The organism is Proteocatella sphenisci DSM 23131 (assembly GCF_000423525.1).
Lineage (GTDB): Bacteria > Bacillota > Clostridia > Peptostreptococcales > Filifactoraceae > Proteocatella > Proteocatella sphenisci.
Genome location: NZ_AUID01000006.1, coordinates 13,524 through 29,035, shown reverse-complemented (window position 1 = coordinate 29,035; position 15,512 = coordinate 13,524). Strand labels below are relative to the sequence as shown.

General features: G+C 40.3%; 11 protein-coding genes and 1 riboswitch. Of the genes, 1 reads left to right on the top strand and 10 read right to left on the bottom strand.

What is annotated here, in order from left to right; all coding sequences use genetic code 11:
* Window positions 1-29: 29 nt before the first annotated feature.
* Complete coding sequence (locus G558_RS0102630; protein ID WP_028828779.1) at window positions 30-1,424, bottom strand: YfcC family protein; 1,395 nt, start codon at window positions 1,422-1,424, stop codon at window positions 30-32.
* A 28-nt stretch (window positions 1,425-1,452) separates the two neighbouring features.
* Window positions 1,453-2,631, bottom strand: coding sequence for an amidohydrolase (locus G558_RS0102625; RefSeq protein WP_028828778.1), 1,179 nt, complete (start codon window positions 2,629-2,631; stop codon window positions 1,453-1,455).
* A gap of 287 nt (window positions 2,632-2,918) precedes the next feature.
* Here G558_RS0102625 and G558_RS0102620 point away from each other — a divergent pair, with 287 nt between their 5' ends.
* The gene (locus G558_RS0102620) at window positions 2,919-4,322 is read left to right on the top strand and encodes a sigma-54 interaction domain-containing protein (protein WP_036931446.1); all 1,404 of its coding nucleotides are present in this window, start codon (window positions 2,919-2,921) and stop codon (window positions 4,320-4,322) included.
* Between the two features lie 60 nt (window positions 4,323-4,382).
* Here G558_RS0102620 and G558_RS0102615 read toward each other — a convergent pair whose 3' ends face one another.
* From G558_RS0102615 to cobA, 8 genes are all read right to left on the bottom strand, one after another.
* Window positions 4,383-6,614 (bottom strand): bifunctional diguanylate cyclase/phosphodiesterase, encoded by a 2,232-nt coding sequence (locus tag G558_RS0102615; RefSeq protein WP_028828776.1) that lies wholly within the window; start codon window positions 6,612-6,614, stop codon window positions 4,383-4,385.
* 43 nt (window positions 6,615-6,657) lie between these two features.
* Window positions 6,658-8,337, bottom strand: coding sequence for a sensor domain-containing diguanylate cyclase (locus tag G558_RS0102610; RefSeq protein ID WP_028828775.1), 1,680 nt, complete (start codon window positions 8,335-8,337; stop codon window positions 6,658-6,660).
* A gap of 149 nt (window positions 8,338-8,486) precedes the next feature.
* Window positions 8,487-9,323 carry a transglutaminase domain-containing protein gene (locus G558_RS13305; RefSeq protein WP_028828774.1) on the bottom strand — a complete coding sequence of 279 codons (837 nt, stop codon included), beginning with the start codon at window positions 9,321-9,323 and terminating at the stop codon, window positions 8,487-8,489.
* Window positions 9,324-9,415: 92 nt separating this feature from the next.
* Window positions 9,416-9,499: riboswitch (cyclic di-GMP riboswitch) on the bottom strand.
* Between the two features lie 140 nt (window positions 9,500-9,639).
* On the bottom strand, window positions 9,640-10,281 hold the full coding sequence (locus tag G558_RS0102600) for a precorrin-8X methylmutase (RefSeq protein ID WP_071604441.1): 642 nt from the start codon (window positions 10,279-10,281) through the stop codon (window positions 9,640-9,642).
* Window positions 10,282-10,299: 18 nt separating this feature from the next.
* Window positions 10,300-11,580, bottom strand: coding sequence for a precorrin-6y C5,15-methyltransferase (decarboxylating) subunit CbiE (cbiE, locus tag G558_RS0102595; protein ID WP_028828772.1), 1,281 nt, complete (start codon window positions 11,578-11,580; stop codon window positions 10,300-10,302).
* 31 nt (window positions 11,581-11,611) lie between these two features.
* A complete protein-coding gene (locus G558_RS0102590) occupies window positions 11,612-11,974 on the bottom strand; it encodes a sirohydrochlorin chelatase (protein WP_028828771.1) in 363 nt (120 codons plus the stop codon).
* The gene (gene hemB, locus G558_RS0102585; protein ID WP_028828770.1) at window positions 11,974-12,957 is read right to left on the bottom strand and encodes a porphobilinogen synthase; all 984 of its coding nucleotides are present in this window, start codon (window positions 12,955-12,957) and stop codon (window positions 11,974-11,976) included. The genes G558_RS0102590 and hemB overlap by 1 nt, the downstream gene beginning before the upstream one ends.
* A 2-nt stretch (window positions 12,958-12,959) precedes the next feature.
* Window positions 12,960-15,491, bottom strand: a complete 2,532-nt coding sequence (gene cobA, locus G558_RS14450; protein ID WP_330363777.1) for a uroporphyrinogen-III C-methyltransferase — start codon at window positions 15,489-15,491, stop codon at window positions 12,960-12,962.
* Between the last annotated feature and the right edge of the window lie 21 nt (window positions 15,492-15,512).

The following is a 15,512-nucleotide window of genomic DNA, read 5'->3' as shown; positions in this document are numbered from 1 at the left end:
AGTTTTATTATCATTAGAAAGTAGCATAATTAGAAAGGACCTAATCCTATCTTATTAGCTATAATTACAAGTACATATCCCGCAACTATGAGCGTTGCAAATGTCTTCCATGCATATTTAAGCCACGCACCATAATCCACGCCACATATCGCCGTACATACCATTGCGCCAGCTGGCCACAGGAAGTTAGTGAATCCATCACCATACTGATATGCAAGCACCATAACCTGCTGATTTATGTTAAGAAGATTCCCAAGAGGACTCAGTATAGGCATTACCATTACGGCCTTTCCGCTTCCTGATGTAACAAAGAAATTAAATATTGTAACGAAGAAATAAACTATAAGAAGCGTGAGCACAGGTCCTTTGCCCATCAGTGATTCACTCAGGTAGTATATGAAAGTATCGAGTATGTTTCCAGCAGTTAAGAGCACCATTATCGCTCTTGCAAAACCTATTGCCATAGCAGCTCCAAGCACCCTTTCTGCTCCTTTTGTAAATCTCATGCTCATGTCAGACGGCCCAATTTTGAATATTGCCGCCATTATTATTGCAAAAACCACATATATTCCCGAAATCTGAGGAAGGCCCCAGCCAAGTTTCAGTGCCCCATATCCTTGAAGTGCTACCAGTACAAAGAATCCAACAAGTCCCATTATTCTCGTGTTTGTAAGTTCAACGATTTCCCCTTTTTCCTCACTCGCCTTCTGAACAAGGTATTCTTCTTTTGTGAGACTGTTGTTTGGATCTTTCTTTACTTTTTTAATATATGAATATATAAATGCAAGTCCTATAACGTAGAAAATAACAAGTCCCACTGCCCTGAAGCCCATTCCAGAAAACAGAGGAAGTCCTACAAGCTGCTGACTTATCCCAGTAGTAAACATATTCACAAGCCCAGATGTAAATCCTACAGCGCTTCCTACAAGCGCAACTGCAGCACCCGTCATCCTGTCATAGCCAAGCGCCATAACAACACCCACTATCAGCGGATAAAACGGATATGCACCCTCACCGTATCCCAGTACTCCAAACAGAACGAACACTGAGTAAAACATTACTACCATTGAAAACTCTTTTCCTTTAGTCTTTCCCAGAAGCGAGTGAATCCCCGCTGAAAAAGTTCCAGTGCTCTCTATAACAAACAGCGCCCCTGAAAGGATTAAAAGAGATGATATTATTATTCCACCCTCAACCATACCCGTGTATATTGAAGAGAAGAAATCCATAAAACCTATCATGTCAGTTTTTTCAACAAACTGGAACGAACCAGGAACAAGTATCGGTCTTCCCGTAGTTGGATCTGCAATCCTCTCAAACTGACCACTCGGAACAACATATGTCAAAATTGTAGTAAACAACATCAATATTAGTAAAACTGCAAACACGTGAGGCATCTTAAACGACTTTTTCTTAGCTTCCATTTTTTATAATCTCCTTTTTCTTGGATATCTATCGATTCTGGTTAAAATCTGTTTTCATATTTTCAATTATACTAGGGTCATAAAGCGACCTGATTACAAGTGCCGAAATCGTCTTGGCTCCCTTTTCAATTGCCCACTTTGTCTTATCAGTCAGCATGCACTGCGCAAATTCTCTTGTGTGCGCCGCAACCGGTGTGTCTGAAATACAAATCAGAGGATGAAATGCCGGACATCTGTAGCTGAGGTTTCCTATATCCGAAGACCCCATAGAAACAACCGGATTTGTGTCTACCTCAACTCCAAGCTCTCTGTATATATCTCCAATGAGATCATCAGTATGAGGAGTAGCTTTTAAATCTGCTAAAGCGCTTGCTGGAGGCGTTATCTTTACCGTAGTCTGCGTAGCAAGAGCGGCACCTTTAGCTGCATCCTCGGCCATTCTTACGATTTCATCAAGATAGTTCTTCTCACTGTACCTGAACATATACTGACACAACGCATAATCAGGTATAGTGTTGCCCGAAGAACCGCCGTTCATTATCATCCCATGAACTCTCGAGCCGTCCCTTAACTGCTGCCTCATCATATCAAGCGCATGTATGAACAGCGTCATTCCATTTACCGCATTCTTTCCGGCCCATGGTGCAGCTGCTGCATGAGCTGGCTGTCCAAAAAATTCATAGTCGAATCCTGCTAATGCCATGAACTTTGCATGAGTCTGGCTGTAATCCATCATGTGTATCATCACCACATAGCTGAAATCATCAAACATCCCGGAGTTTGCCATGACCGTCTTAGCACCGTTGAATTCCTCAGCAGGAGTTCCTATCAGATAAATATTGCCTTTAAGATTTTCCCTGTTTTTGTAAAGCCCCAGTGCCGCGAGAAAGCTAAGCGCTCCACTTGCACTGTGTCCACAGGCGTGTCCAATTTCAGGAAGTGCATCATATTCAGCGAGTATCCCAATCTTTATATCCGAGTCTGGATCCTCATTGATGGTCGCTTTAAAAGCCGTCTTTACTCCCAGAAATTCCTGTTCTACCTCAATCCCTTCATTTCTTAAAATCTCAGCATATCTGCTCGCTGCCAGAAATTCCTTGTGAGGCGTCTCAGGATTACTGAAAATATACTCATTGAGTTCAAAAGCCTTATGTTTTTCGCTTTCTATAGACTCATTTACCATAATTTCTAATTCACTGCTCTTCAAAATATCATCTCCTTTGATTTTACTAAAATATAAACAGTTTATGCATATCCACTTTATGTATACACTCCTATATGCAATTTACGTGCCAAAAATTTCAATTTTCTGAAAACGTCCTTGTGATAACGTTTTCAGAAAACCAGCTCGTCCCCCGCCATTATGCCATTGTAAAAATTTTTACCATTTTGTAAAATTATATTACAAAAATCATTGATATGTATTATAATATACACAGTAAAGTATAAATACAGGCTCTCAAGCCCAGCCACCAAACGGAGGATAAAGTCATTATGATAGAGAATTATTATGATATTATAAACAACATAGAAAACTTTTTTGACGGAGTCATGATAGTAGATGAAAACTGCATCATCAGATACAACAAGTCTTTTGCCGAAGAGTTCCACTTCAGCCTGATAGATCCTATAGGAAAAACGCCCTGGGAAGTATGGGAAAACCTGAACACCGAAAACTCAACCTGCTACCGCGCCGTAAAATATGGAGAAAGCGCAATAAATCAAATCCAAAAGCTCAAGTACGTGGACGGAAGCGAACATATGATGCTGGACAACACCTTCCCCATCAAGGAAAATGGGAAGATAATAGGCGCTGTAAGCATCTCCAAATTCATCGACAACTATCCCACAAAGAGCTTCATCGACCTTTCAAACATGACCAGCACCTACAAGGATGAAAACGGCATGTATAACATACACAGCATCATAGGAAGCTCCGAGCTCATAGAAAAACTGAAATACAAGATCCAGAAGGTCTCCCAGTCAAACTCGAGCGTGCTCATCTACGGCGAGACGGGAACCGGAAAAGAACTCATAGCCCAGTCCATCCACAGCCACAGCCCGAGAAGGTCCAGACCCTTCATAACCCAGAACTGCGCCGCCATCCCCCATACGCTCCTTGAAAGCATATTCTTTGGAACGACAAAAGGCTCCTACACAGGAGCAGAAAACAGGCCCGGCATATTCGAGCTCGCAGACGGGGGAAGCATATTTCTGGATGAGATAAATTCCATGGACATCAACATGCAGGCAAAGCTCCTCAAAGCCATAGAAGAGAAAAAAATAACCAGGATAGGCGGGATCGAATCCAAACAGACAGACGTCCGCATAATAGCCGCAATAAACGAAATTCCAGAAGACTGCGTAAAAGAAAACAGGATGAGAAAAGACCTCTACTACAGGCTTTCTGGCATAGAGATCGAAGCCCCTCCCCTAAGGGATCGAAAATCCGATATCGAAGAACTCTCAAAGCATTTCATAAGCCTGTACAATACCGAGATGCACAAGAACATAAAAAAGGTATCCCCAGAAGTTACAGAGCTTTTTCTTGAATATAACTGGCCCGGAAATGTCAGGGAATTTAAGAACATAATAGAAAGCGCCTTCAACTTCTCAGACTCATCCGTAATAACAAAAGAAGACGTCCCAAAGATAGTAAAAAAAACAAAGGAAATGAGTAGCAATCAAAATTCATGGAGTAAAAACTGCGAAAAACCAGAATCCGCACTGCACGAAGAAGATTCGCTCAAGACTGCAACGGAAATCTTTGAGAAAGAATTTATAATGGCCAAATCAAAAAAGGCCCCAAACCTTTCAAAGCTTGCAGACCTCATGCAGATTTCGAGACAGACCCTCAATTACAAGTTGAAAAAATATAACATGGACATGCGCGAATAATAAAAATGCACCTGAGAACTTTAAACGAGCTCTCAGGTGCATTTTATTCTATCAATTTTTCTATTGCTTATCTTTCAAAAATTTTTCAAGTTCTTTAAGTGGCATAGGCCTTGCAAAAATAAAACCCTGCCCATATCTGCAATTCATTTGCTTTAACATTTCCATCTGCTCTCTTGTTTCAATTCCTTCACAAACAGTCCTGAGCCCAAGTTCTCTTGATAGTTCTATCATCCCACGAAGGATATTAATCCCCTTTTCATCACTATCAAGATTTACAAGGAATGAACGATCCAGCTTGAGTGTATCCACATTGAGTTTATGCAGACATGCAAGCGATGAGTATCCTGATCCAAAATCATCTATAGATATGGAAATACCAAGTTCGTTAAGCTGCAAAAGAACACCCCTCAGATCTTCATATTCATTTACAGCTACCGTCTCTGTAATTTCAATCTGTATCAGATTGCCCGGTATTTCATAAATCTTCATCATGTTTTTTATATTTCCCACTACATCAGCCTGATAAATCTCCACTCTCGAAAGGTTTACCGCCACAGAAAGCGGACTCATGCCCTTCTGCTTCCATGATGACATATCTTTGCACACCTGCTCAAATACTATTCTTCCAATATCTACTATGAGCTGGGTCTTTTCTGCAAGAGGTATAAATTCCACAGGACTTATAAATCCTTTTTCTGTGTGATTCCACCTTATGAGAGCCTCTGCACCTACTGTCCGCTCCCTTGCAATCTCAAACTTTGGTTGATAATATACTTCAAAATCTTTTCTCTCAATAGCTTTTTTCATTTCCTCTACTAGCCAGTTTTCTTTTTCAATCTCATCTTTAAGACTTTCTTCATAAATCGCATAAGGAGTCTTGCTGGCATACTTCACACTTTTGTTGGCAAGCTGCGCCTTATCAAATATCTGCTTACTTTCTTCTGATGCATCCTCAACAAAGTATACCCCAATCGAAACCAAGATTTCTTTATGGCTTGAAAACCTGTTTTTCATAGCTTCTGCTATTTTTTCAACTTCCCTTAAAACACAGTTTTTGCTTGCATAGCCCACTATAACATTAAAGTTGTCCGCATTTATCCTTCCAATAACAGCGTCTTCTCCAAATGCTTTTTGAAGCTCTGATGTCATAGCCTTGAGTACCCTGTCTCCAAATTCATATCCAAATATGCTGTTTGTAATTTTGAAATTGTCTATATCTATGCAAATAGCAACAAGCTCATCTTTTGAATTTCTAAGCATGTAATTTGCTGATCTTACAAATCCTTTTCTATTTAGTATTTTGCAAAGTTCATCTTCATATGCTACTTTTTCGAGCGATTCTTCATTGACCCGCTTTTGATAAAGTACATAGGCAATTATCATACAGAATAATAAAAATGTCATTACTACTATACTTCCAGTGCGTCTCATTATCATATTGGACTGCTCAAATACACGGTTGTAAGAAACCATCATCAACACAGACATCCCCGAATTAGATTTGCCCCTGCTCATGTTATGTTCTCCAAGGACTGGGAAAAAAGAGACAAAGTACTTTGTTCCTTTATGTACATACACAGTATTGCCAGAATCCATAGCAAGAACTCTGGCTTTTATTTTTTGTGTATCTATACTGTCGTTGTTTCTTGCAATTTCAAGAAACATATTTTTTTTAACCATATCCTCATCCGAATGAGCCAGTACATTTCCCAGTTCATCAATTATAAAGCCCTGACCAAGACCATTGAAAAATTCCAGTTCAAGTGATTTTGTTATATTCTCCATTTCAAAAAGGCCATATATCACGCCTTTAAATATATCATCCCTATAGACAGGAGATGTAAATATCACTATATTTTCAAATCCACCTTCATAATTTCTTATTACAGGACTAATGTTGCCACTTCCCAAAAGTGCCTTCTCAAAAAACTCCGAATCAGAAAAATCCACATGATTGCCATCCGAAGTATAGCCCATACCTTTTTCATCAGCAAATGAGATCTGAGTAAATGTGTTTTTTCCTGCCCAGCCTTTGAGCCTTGAGATATTGTCTTTTTCTGTGTGATTTTCAAAATCTTTTGCCTCAACTGCAAGAGTATCTATTAACTCCTTGTTACTAATCAGCTTTTCTTCTATCCTTCCGGCTGTCTGTATGGTTATCTCATTAAGATGCATTTGGGCCTCAGTCATAAGGGAGTTTTTAAAGAAAGTAAAATAAAATATAGAGACTACTGCGAAAACTGTCACCAAAAGCATTCCTGCCAATTTATAATATAATTTTTTATTCTTCATAATTAAATTTAGCCCTCCTCTTATGAATTTTAATAACAGAGTGTCAAATCTGTGCAAGCTTTTTATAATTATTTTTTATTTCATACATCCTATCATCGGCCTCTTTGTACATTTCCTTAATGGATGTATGGATTTTCATATCAAAACTTGCAAACCCGTAAGACATACTTATTGGAAACCCAAGATCTGTACACAAAAGAAGCTGATTGAGTTTTTCAAGATTATCTTCAACCTCCTGAATACTCATTTCCGAAAGCACTATGCAAAATTCATCTCCACCAGTCCTGTATATACCTTCATTCCTCTTAAATACTATCCTCATAGAATCTGCCATCGCCCTTATAGCCAGATCTCCCATAAGATGTCCCATTGTATCATTTATTTTCTTGAGACAGTTGGCATCTGCAACTACGAGCACAAATTTATCCGCCGTAAACTTCAGAAGCTCAAATTGTTCCGCGTCCGCTTCAAATTTAGTCCTGTTTCCAAGTCCCGTAAGCACGTCTGTAAAGGCCATTTCCTTATAAAACCTGTCCTCATAAAGCTTTGCTACTGCCTCTCTTGTGGATATCACAAAACTAGCTATCATGCAAGTTATCATTATTGAAAATCCAGCTCCCATATAGCTTTCCAGCGTATCATACACAGGTGACTTGTAAAACATCAGCAGCTCAAAAAGAATAAATCCCGCCATTACACATGTCCCTGCATAAAACATCTTAAGCGAAAGTTCTTTTTTTGAAAATCCCCTTAATGCCGTGTATATCATTACCAGTATATTTATCACCACAAGTGTATTAAACACAGACAAAAGATCAAAAAAATCTGCTGCACCGATAAGCTTAAGTGTAACTGCAATTCCAAAAAAAGCTGACATTATATACTTGATATACCTTCTTCTTGATATCTCATGCTTCCAGCTCGAAGATATATATCCCCACACCCCTACAGGCAAAAGATACAGACTCATATATTCAATATTATGTATAAGCGCCCAGTCAGATAAAAACATCTGCGCAACCTTGCTGCTGCAGATGACCCACAAAGACGAAGATAATATAAACATAGACATGTATATAAGCGAGGATATCTTTACTCCAAATCCCATATACGCCCCACCTGCAACAAGCATAAGCAGACCTGTTATAAAAAGGCCCACAGAAAATATAAATACAAAGCTGTAATTAGACATGAAATTTTGTTCATTCACGCCGCCGTCTATGAACTTTATGTTACCAAAAGTTCCTATATAAGAATCATCATTTCTTTCAAATTTTATTTTAAGTACGCCTTCTGGCTTTTGCTCGGGCAGTGTGCATACCACCCTTCCACTTCCGTCTTTCAGTCTCGAATCTTCGCTGTCAAAGACATACCGGTAAATTTCTTCTCCATCATAATAAACCCAGACGTTTTTCTGTGTCAACATAAAAGAAATCGCAGCAACCGTAAAGTCATTTGGAGGTATCTTTGCTGACAATTCAATAATCCTGGCATCTTTATTTTTTACATTGTAGGGCAAAGTAGTACTTTGCGTCTCTATAACATTGTCAGTTGCTACCGACCAGCCGTAGTCTATATTCATAGAATCAGTTTTATGATTTTTTTGTAGAATATTTTCTGATGACAACCCCAATATAAGCACCACGCATACCACGCAGTATAAAACAAACGCCTTTTTTATGTATTTGCTCTTTCTCTTTAAGCATGAAACTATCTTCCCCATTAAATTTCCTCTCAAAACTATCTATTCAAAACTATCTATAGCCTTCATAATACTATTATTTCCAGTATTTTTCAATAAACAAAAATACAAAAAAAAGGTGATACCACGTTTTATGATATCACCAGAATTTACAAGCCAGATTATTCTTCTTATATTACATCCTGATAGATGTAGTTACCTATTTTTATATAATCTTCAAGAGTAAGTCCGTTTTCCGAGCTATCAAACTTATGTTTTTTAGAATCTGCCGGCCCAATAAGGAAGTAGTCATGTTTAAGCACCTGTTTCCCGTTTGAAGTAATCGGATCATCATAAGTAGCATCCACCATCAGCCATTCCCCCTTTATGTAAACCAGGTTGAATGCATGATTCATTGCATTTGAAGTAACTTGAACTACTGGTATTTCGATAAGCGTTGCCATTATTGTAAACATTCTTGAGTATCCGTCACATACTGCTCTCTTATCTAATGCTACCCCAGCAGGTGAGTGTGCTTCATCGCCTGAAGATGCATCGTATACGGTCTCATTGATTATCTTGTCATGGATTGCTCTTAGCTTTTGAACCTCTGTCATGTCAGCTGTGATAATTTCAGATATCCACTGCTTTGCTACATCAACTACTGTATTGCTTTCATATGCACTGAGATTCTCAAGATTCATAGTATAGTTTCCTGATAAACTTTTTATTGTCATCGAATTGAAAAATGGAACTACTGAATAAACGCCCTGAAGGAATTTCCTGGCTTCTTTTCCATCCTTAACAAGGTCTGCATCAACCTTCATCTGCCATTTGCTGCCTGCATTTGTGTCAAGTTCCGAAGTATTGTTTATATTTGTTCTAAATTCTGTACTAAGAGTTCTCAGATGCTCCAGTTTTGTATCTCTTACGTCTGCAAATGAAAGTGCAGTGCTTGATGCAAAAAACATTGATACTATAAGAATTGAACTTAGTTTTTTAGTTATATTGCCTGAATATTTTTTCATAGTAGTTTCTTCTCCTGTTTGATATACAGCAGACTACTATCAACAATATTTTCCGAGATTCACTGAAAATTTTTCCAATAAAAAACTTCCCCTTCGGTAGCTGGCTGCCTGTACTTTCGTACTTAGGCCCTTTAGCTTTGCGTCCCATCCTTTCGGAAGGTTTGCTATTATCGCTGAAAAGTAGCATTATGTATATATTTTGTGTGTTATTAGCTTTACTATATACATAATACCATGCTCGTCCTGGTTTATTGCATTAAAACTTGCATTTTTCTGTGTGGCAACTTTGCGTATTTTATCTTTCAAGCTTTTACATTTATCTTTCCACAAGAGAATAGACAAGAGCATTACATATAGCGGCTGCTACGTTGCTTCCACCTTTTCTGCCTCTTGCTACGATGTATTCTATGCCTGATTCCATTATAAGTTCTTTGGATTCGACTACATTCACAAATCCTACCGGTACGCCTATGATAAGCTCCGGTTTTATCTTTCCCTGCTTTATCATTTCATCCAGTGCTATCAGGGCAGTTGGAGCGTTTCCTATGGCAAATATAAGGGGCCTGTCCAGTTTTGCCGCCTTTTCCATGGATACTATAGCTCTTGTTACCCCTCTTTGAGATGCTTCAAGTGCAACATCTTCGTCTGCTATATAACAGTGTACTTGGCCTCCGAGCCTTGCAAGATGAGTCTTGTTTATTCCAGATTTTGCCATATTGGTATCAGTTACTATTATCGCCCCATTTTGAAGCGCCTGCCTGGCTTTTTTAACGGCACCAGGAGATATGACAAGATTATTCAGATACTCAAAATCAGCAGAAGTGTGTATTACCCTCTTTACTATGCTCTCATGCTCCGGATCTATTATAACGTCCGGATACTGGTCTTCAATTATAGAGCTTATTATCTCAAAGCTCTTGTCTTCTATCTCATGCGGCTTTACTATATCTATCTTCATATGCCTCTCCATTTTTTCTTATTCACGCTCAGCGCTCCCATCAGCAGAAGCGTCATACTTTGCAGTTATTATATATACCGGATTTGCCCCGATCATCATGTTGTAGCTTCCTGTTTTCTGCGATTTAGCCGCAGTTATGCTCAGATATTCTGCATCTTTAAATCCAAGTTCACTTAGTACGGAAAAGGCCTCAGTCAGAGTTTCAAGTGTTACAGTATTAATAACTGCAATAAATCCTCTGGTGGTCTTTGAAATAACAGATTCAAGTATCTGCCTCAGATTTCCACTGCTGCCACCTATAAATACCCTGTCCGGCTCGGGCCAGGTTTCCATTCCTTCAGGCGCTCTGCCTTCAAAGAGTTCGATATTATAGCTTCCTGTCTTTGCCATATTCTTTCTGATAAGCTCAGTCGCCTCAGGATTTCTCTCAATAGCATAGACAGTCGACTCGCAGGCCTTTCTCGCCATCTCAATCGTAACAGAACCTGTACCTGCGCCTATGTCATATACTATGTCTGAAGGCCTGATGTCCAGCTTTCCCGCCGAAATCCAGCGAACTTCTTCTTTGGTCATAGGCACTTTTGCCCTCTCAAAATCAATATCTCTTAGCATCTCAAAAGGTCTTGCAGCATGAACGTTTTCAATAAGCATAACAGCCAGATTTTCAAATTCCAGATTTGATATCTCCTTCGCACTGGCAGATATTATCCGCTCTCCTTTGCTACCAAGATTTTCGCCCACCGTCACAAGCACATCTCCAAGTCCTGCATCTGCAAGTTTTTTACAGATTATATGAACCTTCTGATCGCCGCCTGTAAGTGCAAACACCTTTTTGTTGTAGCTTGCAAGCGCCACCATGCTGGTATTTCTTCCGTGGGCACTGGCTATCTTTACATCATCATAGCTGCCGCCAGTTTTAGCAAAAAAATACTGCATGCTGCTTATGCCGTTTATATATTCAAGCTCAATATCATCGGCTACTGAGGTCGGGGTTGCCTGCACCTCGCCTTTCAGTTTTTTCAGACCTTTTTCTATCGTCCTCGAAAGACTGAAAAATCCTGTATCTCCAGAAACAGGCACGACTATATTTTCAAAATGGCTCTCCATTATTTTCCCTGCAACTTCGGAAACTTTGCAAAGCGTGGTGACTGCCTTTGTTTCAATCCCAAGATTCAGTCTCTTTGCCAGAGTATCTGTAATTATTATCTCCTGAGCATTTGCAAGTGAATCAATCGCTTCTTTTGTAAGCGAATCTGGAGTACCCATCCCAATTCCTGTTATCCTGACTGTTTTTTTCATAGAGGCTCCTTTAGTATATCCTGTGATTCTCTTAATATATCTTGGCGATTCTTTCGCTCACTATCTGTGCCAGTCTTGGATCTGCTCCAAGGGTATCTGCCATCTCTACCTTTATATTGCCTTTTCCTTTAAGAAATTTGTTTATCTCAGCTGGAATATCTTCTTGTATATGAAGTCCTGCAAAAAGGAAATATGGGATTACCTTTATATCATCCACGCCCTTTTCAAGCAGGCTGTCCAGCCCTTTGTCAAGAGTCTTTTCACTCAGTTGAAGAAATGCAAATTCTATTATCTTGTCTGGATTGGCTTCTTTTACCATCTCCACTATCTTCTCAAGTGTCTTTTCTGTTTCTGTTGCCTTAGATCCATGTCCAAGTATCAGTATTCCCTTCATTATCCTATATCCCCTCTCTTGATTGCATCTGCCAGTTCTTTTGCAAAATATGTTATCAATATATCCGAGCCCGCTCTGAACATACTTACAGCGCTCTCACACATAACTCCGTACTCATCTATAAGCCCTGCCTTTGCAGCCGCCTTTACCATCGCAAACTCCCCACTTACATTGTAAGCTGCTATTGGCACATTGGTAGTGTCCTTTACTTCTCTTATTATGTCCAGATATGAAAGTGCCGGTTTTATTATAAGGATGTCAGCACCTTCTTTTATGTCCTGATGGCATTCCTTAAGAGCTTCTCTTCTGTTGTGATAATCCATCTGGTACTGCTTTCTGTTTCCAAAACTTGGTGCAGATCCCGCCGCTTCTCTGAATGGTCCGTAGAAAGAAGATGAATATTTTGCAGCATAACTCATTATACTCGTGTGCTTGTGTCCTTTTTCATCAAGAAGCCTTCTTATAGCTCCTACTCTTCCATCCATCATGTCAGAAGGTGCTACCATGTCTGCTCCGGCTTCAACCTGAGCAAGCGCTGTTTTTGCGATGTATTCAATTGTAGCGTCATTGTCCACGCCCTGTCCGCAAAGTATTCCGCAGTGTCCATGTGAAGTATATTCGCACATACAGGTGTCAGCTATTACAAATGCTTCTGGGAATTTTTCTTTTATCGCTCTTATTCCCTGCTGAACCACGCCTTCTTCATGAAATGCCTGAGTTCCCACAGGATCCTTTTCTTCTGGTATTCCAAAAAGAAGAAATTTTTCTACGCCATGCTCCATAGCTTCCTCAACTGCTTCGTTTATTCTGTCAGGACTGTAATGAAAATGTCCGTCCATTGATGATATTGGAGTCTTTATGTCCTTGCCTTCTTTTATGAAAAATGGCAGTATGAGGCTGTCTGATGAAAGTCTGGTCTCTCTGGTCATTCTTCTTATTGCGTCTGTTTCTCTTAATCTTCTTGCTCTTTGTATAAGTTCCATCTCTATTCTCCAATCGGTCTGTTTGATTCTATCTTGTGAAGTATCTCTATTTCCTCTATCATGGAATCCATACTGGATTCTCTCGAAACGTGTATTCTCATGTCGTATTTTCTTGCCTCAGCCGCCGTCTGCTCGCCTATACAGATTGCATTTACCTTTTTAAAGTCAAACTCCGGGCGATCTCTTAATATAGACTGAGTAAATCCAATAACTGTCGATGCGCTTGTGAATGTAACATAATTTATCTCGCCTTCGTCCAGTTTTTCTCTCACGAATTCAGATTCATTGCTCACGTAGCTCGTTTCATATATGTGCACGTCATCATAGGCTATTGCGTGAGCTTCAAGCGTCTGCGGAAGCACGTTACTGCCTTTGTCTGCACGAAGTATAAGCACCTTGGCCGGAATTTTACCTTCCGGACCGGAATTTTCACTTGAGCCGGCCTCTTCCTTGATTACCCTTGCAAGTCCGTCTGAAAGCGCAGGTGAATCATAAGTCTGCGGCATAAAGTCCACAAGTAGATTTCTGTCTTCAAGTCTTTTTTTAGTTTCACGGCCAACCGCTGCAATTTTGAGTCCAAAGAAACTCCTTATATCCATCTTTACGTCTAAAAGTTTTTCAAAGAAAGTCTCCACTCCTGCAGGACTCGTAAATACCATCCAGCTGTAGGTCCTGATTTCTTTCATAGCTTTTTCAAAACGCGGATTGTCCTTTATTACATCTGTCTCTATGCATGGATATTCAATTACATCGGCTCCCTGATCTCTCAGTTTGTCTGCGATGGTTCCTATCCTGTCCTTTGGTCTTGTAACCACTATAGTACTCCCAATAAGTGGTTTTTGAGAGAACCAGTCAAATTTGTCACTGAGCTCACATACAGTTCCTACTACCGTTATGGCAGGGCTCTCTATGTTATGTTTTCTAACCTCAGTCGCAAGCTCAGATATGGTAGACACTACCTTTCTCTGATTTGTAGAAGTACCCTTTTCAATGGTTGCTGCCGGCATATTCGGATCCATTCCCGCACCGACAAGCCCCTTCATGAGCTCTTCGATGGCAGTCAGTCCCATCAAAAATACGAGAGTCCCTTTGTGAGATACAAGCGCACTGTAATTTATATCTATCTTTTTTCCCGCCTTTGCGTGCCCGGTTATTATGTGTACACTGGAGCAGCAGTCTCTGTGAGTAACCGGTATCCCAGCATAAGCCGGAACCGCTATGGCGGAAGTTATTCCAGGTACTACTTCAAAATCTATATTATTCTGATGAAGAAGTTCAAGCTCCTCGCCGCCTCTTCCAAACAAAAATCCGTCGCCGCCCTTAAGCCTTACTACTCTTTTGCCGCAACGTGCATGCTCAAGTATAAGCTTGTTTATTTCGCTTTGTGGAACCAGATGATTGTTGGATTTTTTTCCGACATTTATTTTTACAGCATCCTTTGGGATAAGTCCCAGTATACCGTCTCCAATAAGTCTGTCATATATTACTACCTCAGCTTCTTCAAGCCTCTCTTTTCCTTTGAGCGTAAGCAGGCCTTTGTCTCCAGGACCCGCTCCTACCAGAGTAACCTTTCCAGTTTTCATACATTCACTTTCTTTCTTAAGGTCTTTTGCCAGAGATATAGCGGCGGACTGCGCATCAGCTATCTTTGCTCTTACCGTCTTTTTATGTACCCTTGGCATGGTAATTGTGATTATCTTGTTACCAGACTCTATCTGCGCCTCTTCCTGCCTCTTCATTCTCTCATAGTCTTCCTGACATACATACATTCCAGTCAGCACTATCTCGTCTCCATCTATATTGCTGTGGGCCGCAATAGGTGCGCTGCAGCCTCCGTCAAGTTCCTTCACAAAAGCTCTCTCACAGCCGGTTGTTATCCACGATTCATCTGATGCAAAATCTCCAAGAAGGCTCGTGTCAAATCCTTTTCTCGCCTGTACCACGATTACGCCCTGACAGTTTGCAGGAATAATTTCCTCAGGGGTAAAGTATCTGCTTATTCTGTGCTCCAGTCCAAGCCTTTTAACTCCGGCAGCTGCCAGCACTAGTGCAGAGTATTCTCCACGATCCAGCTTTTCAAGTCTTGTAATGACGTTTCCCCTTACAGGTTTTACATCTGATTCAGGGTACAGCTTTTTCAGTTGCATGCTGCGTCTTGCACTCGATGAGCCGATGGGCTTTGAAAAATCCATTTCCGAAACTCCCTGCGGTAGTATAAGAACATCTCTTGGATCTTCCCTTTTTCCGGTTGCCACAATCGGCAGCTCAGACGGTATATCCATCGGCATGTCCTTAAAGCTGTGAACTGTTATATCCACCTGCTCTTCAAGCATCGCCTTGTCGAGTTCTTTTACAAAAAGTCCTTTTCCACCTATCTTGTCCAGCGTCTTGTCCAGGATTATATCACCCGTGGTCTTCATTGTAACCAGCTCCACCTCTACTTCAGGATTGGCTCTTTTTATGGCGTCCATGACCATTCGAGTCTGTATAACCGCCAGTTTACTTTCTCTGCTTCCTACTCTAATGATTTTCAAATTTATACCCTCTTTACTTTA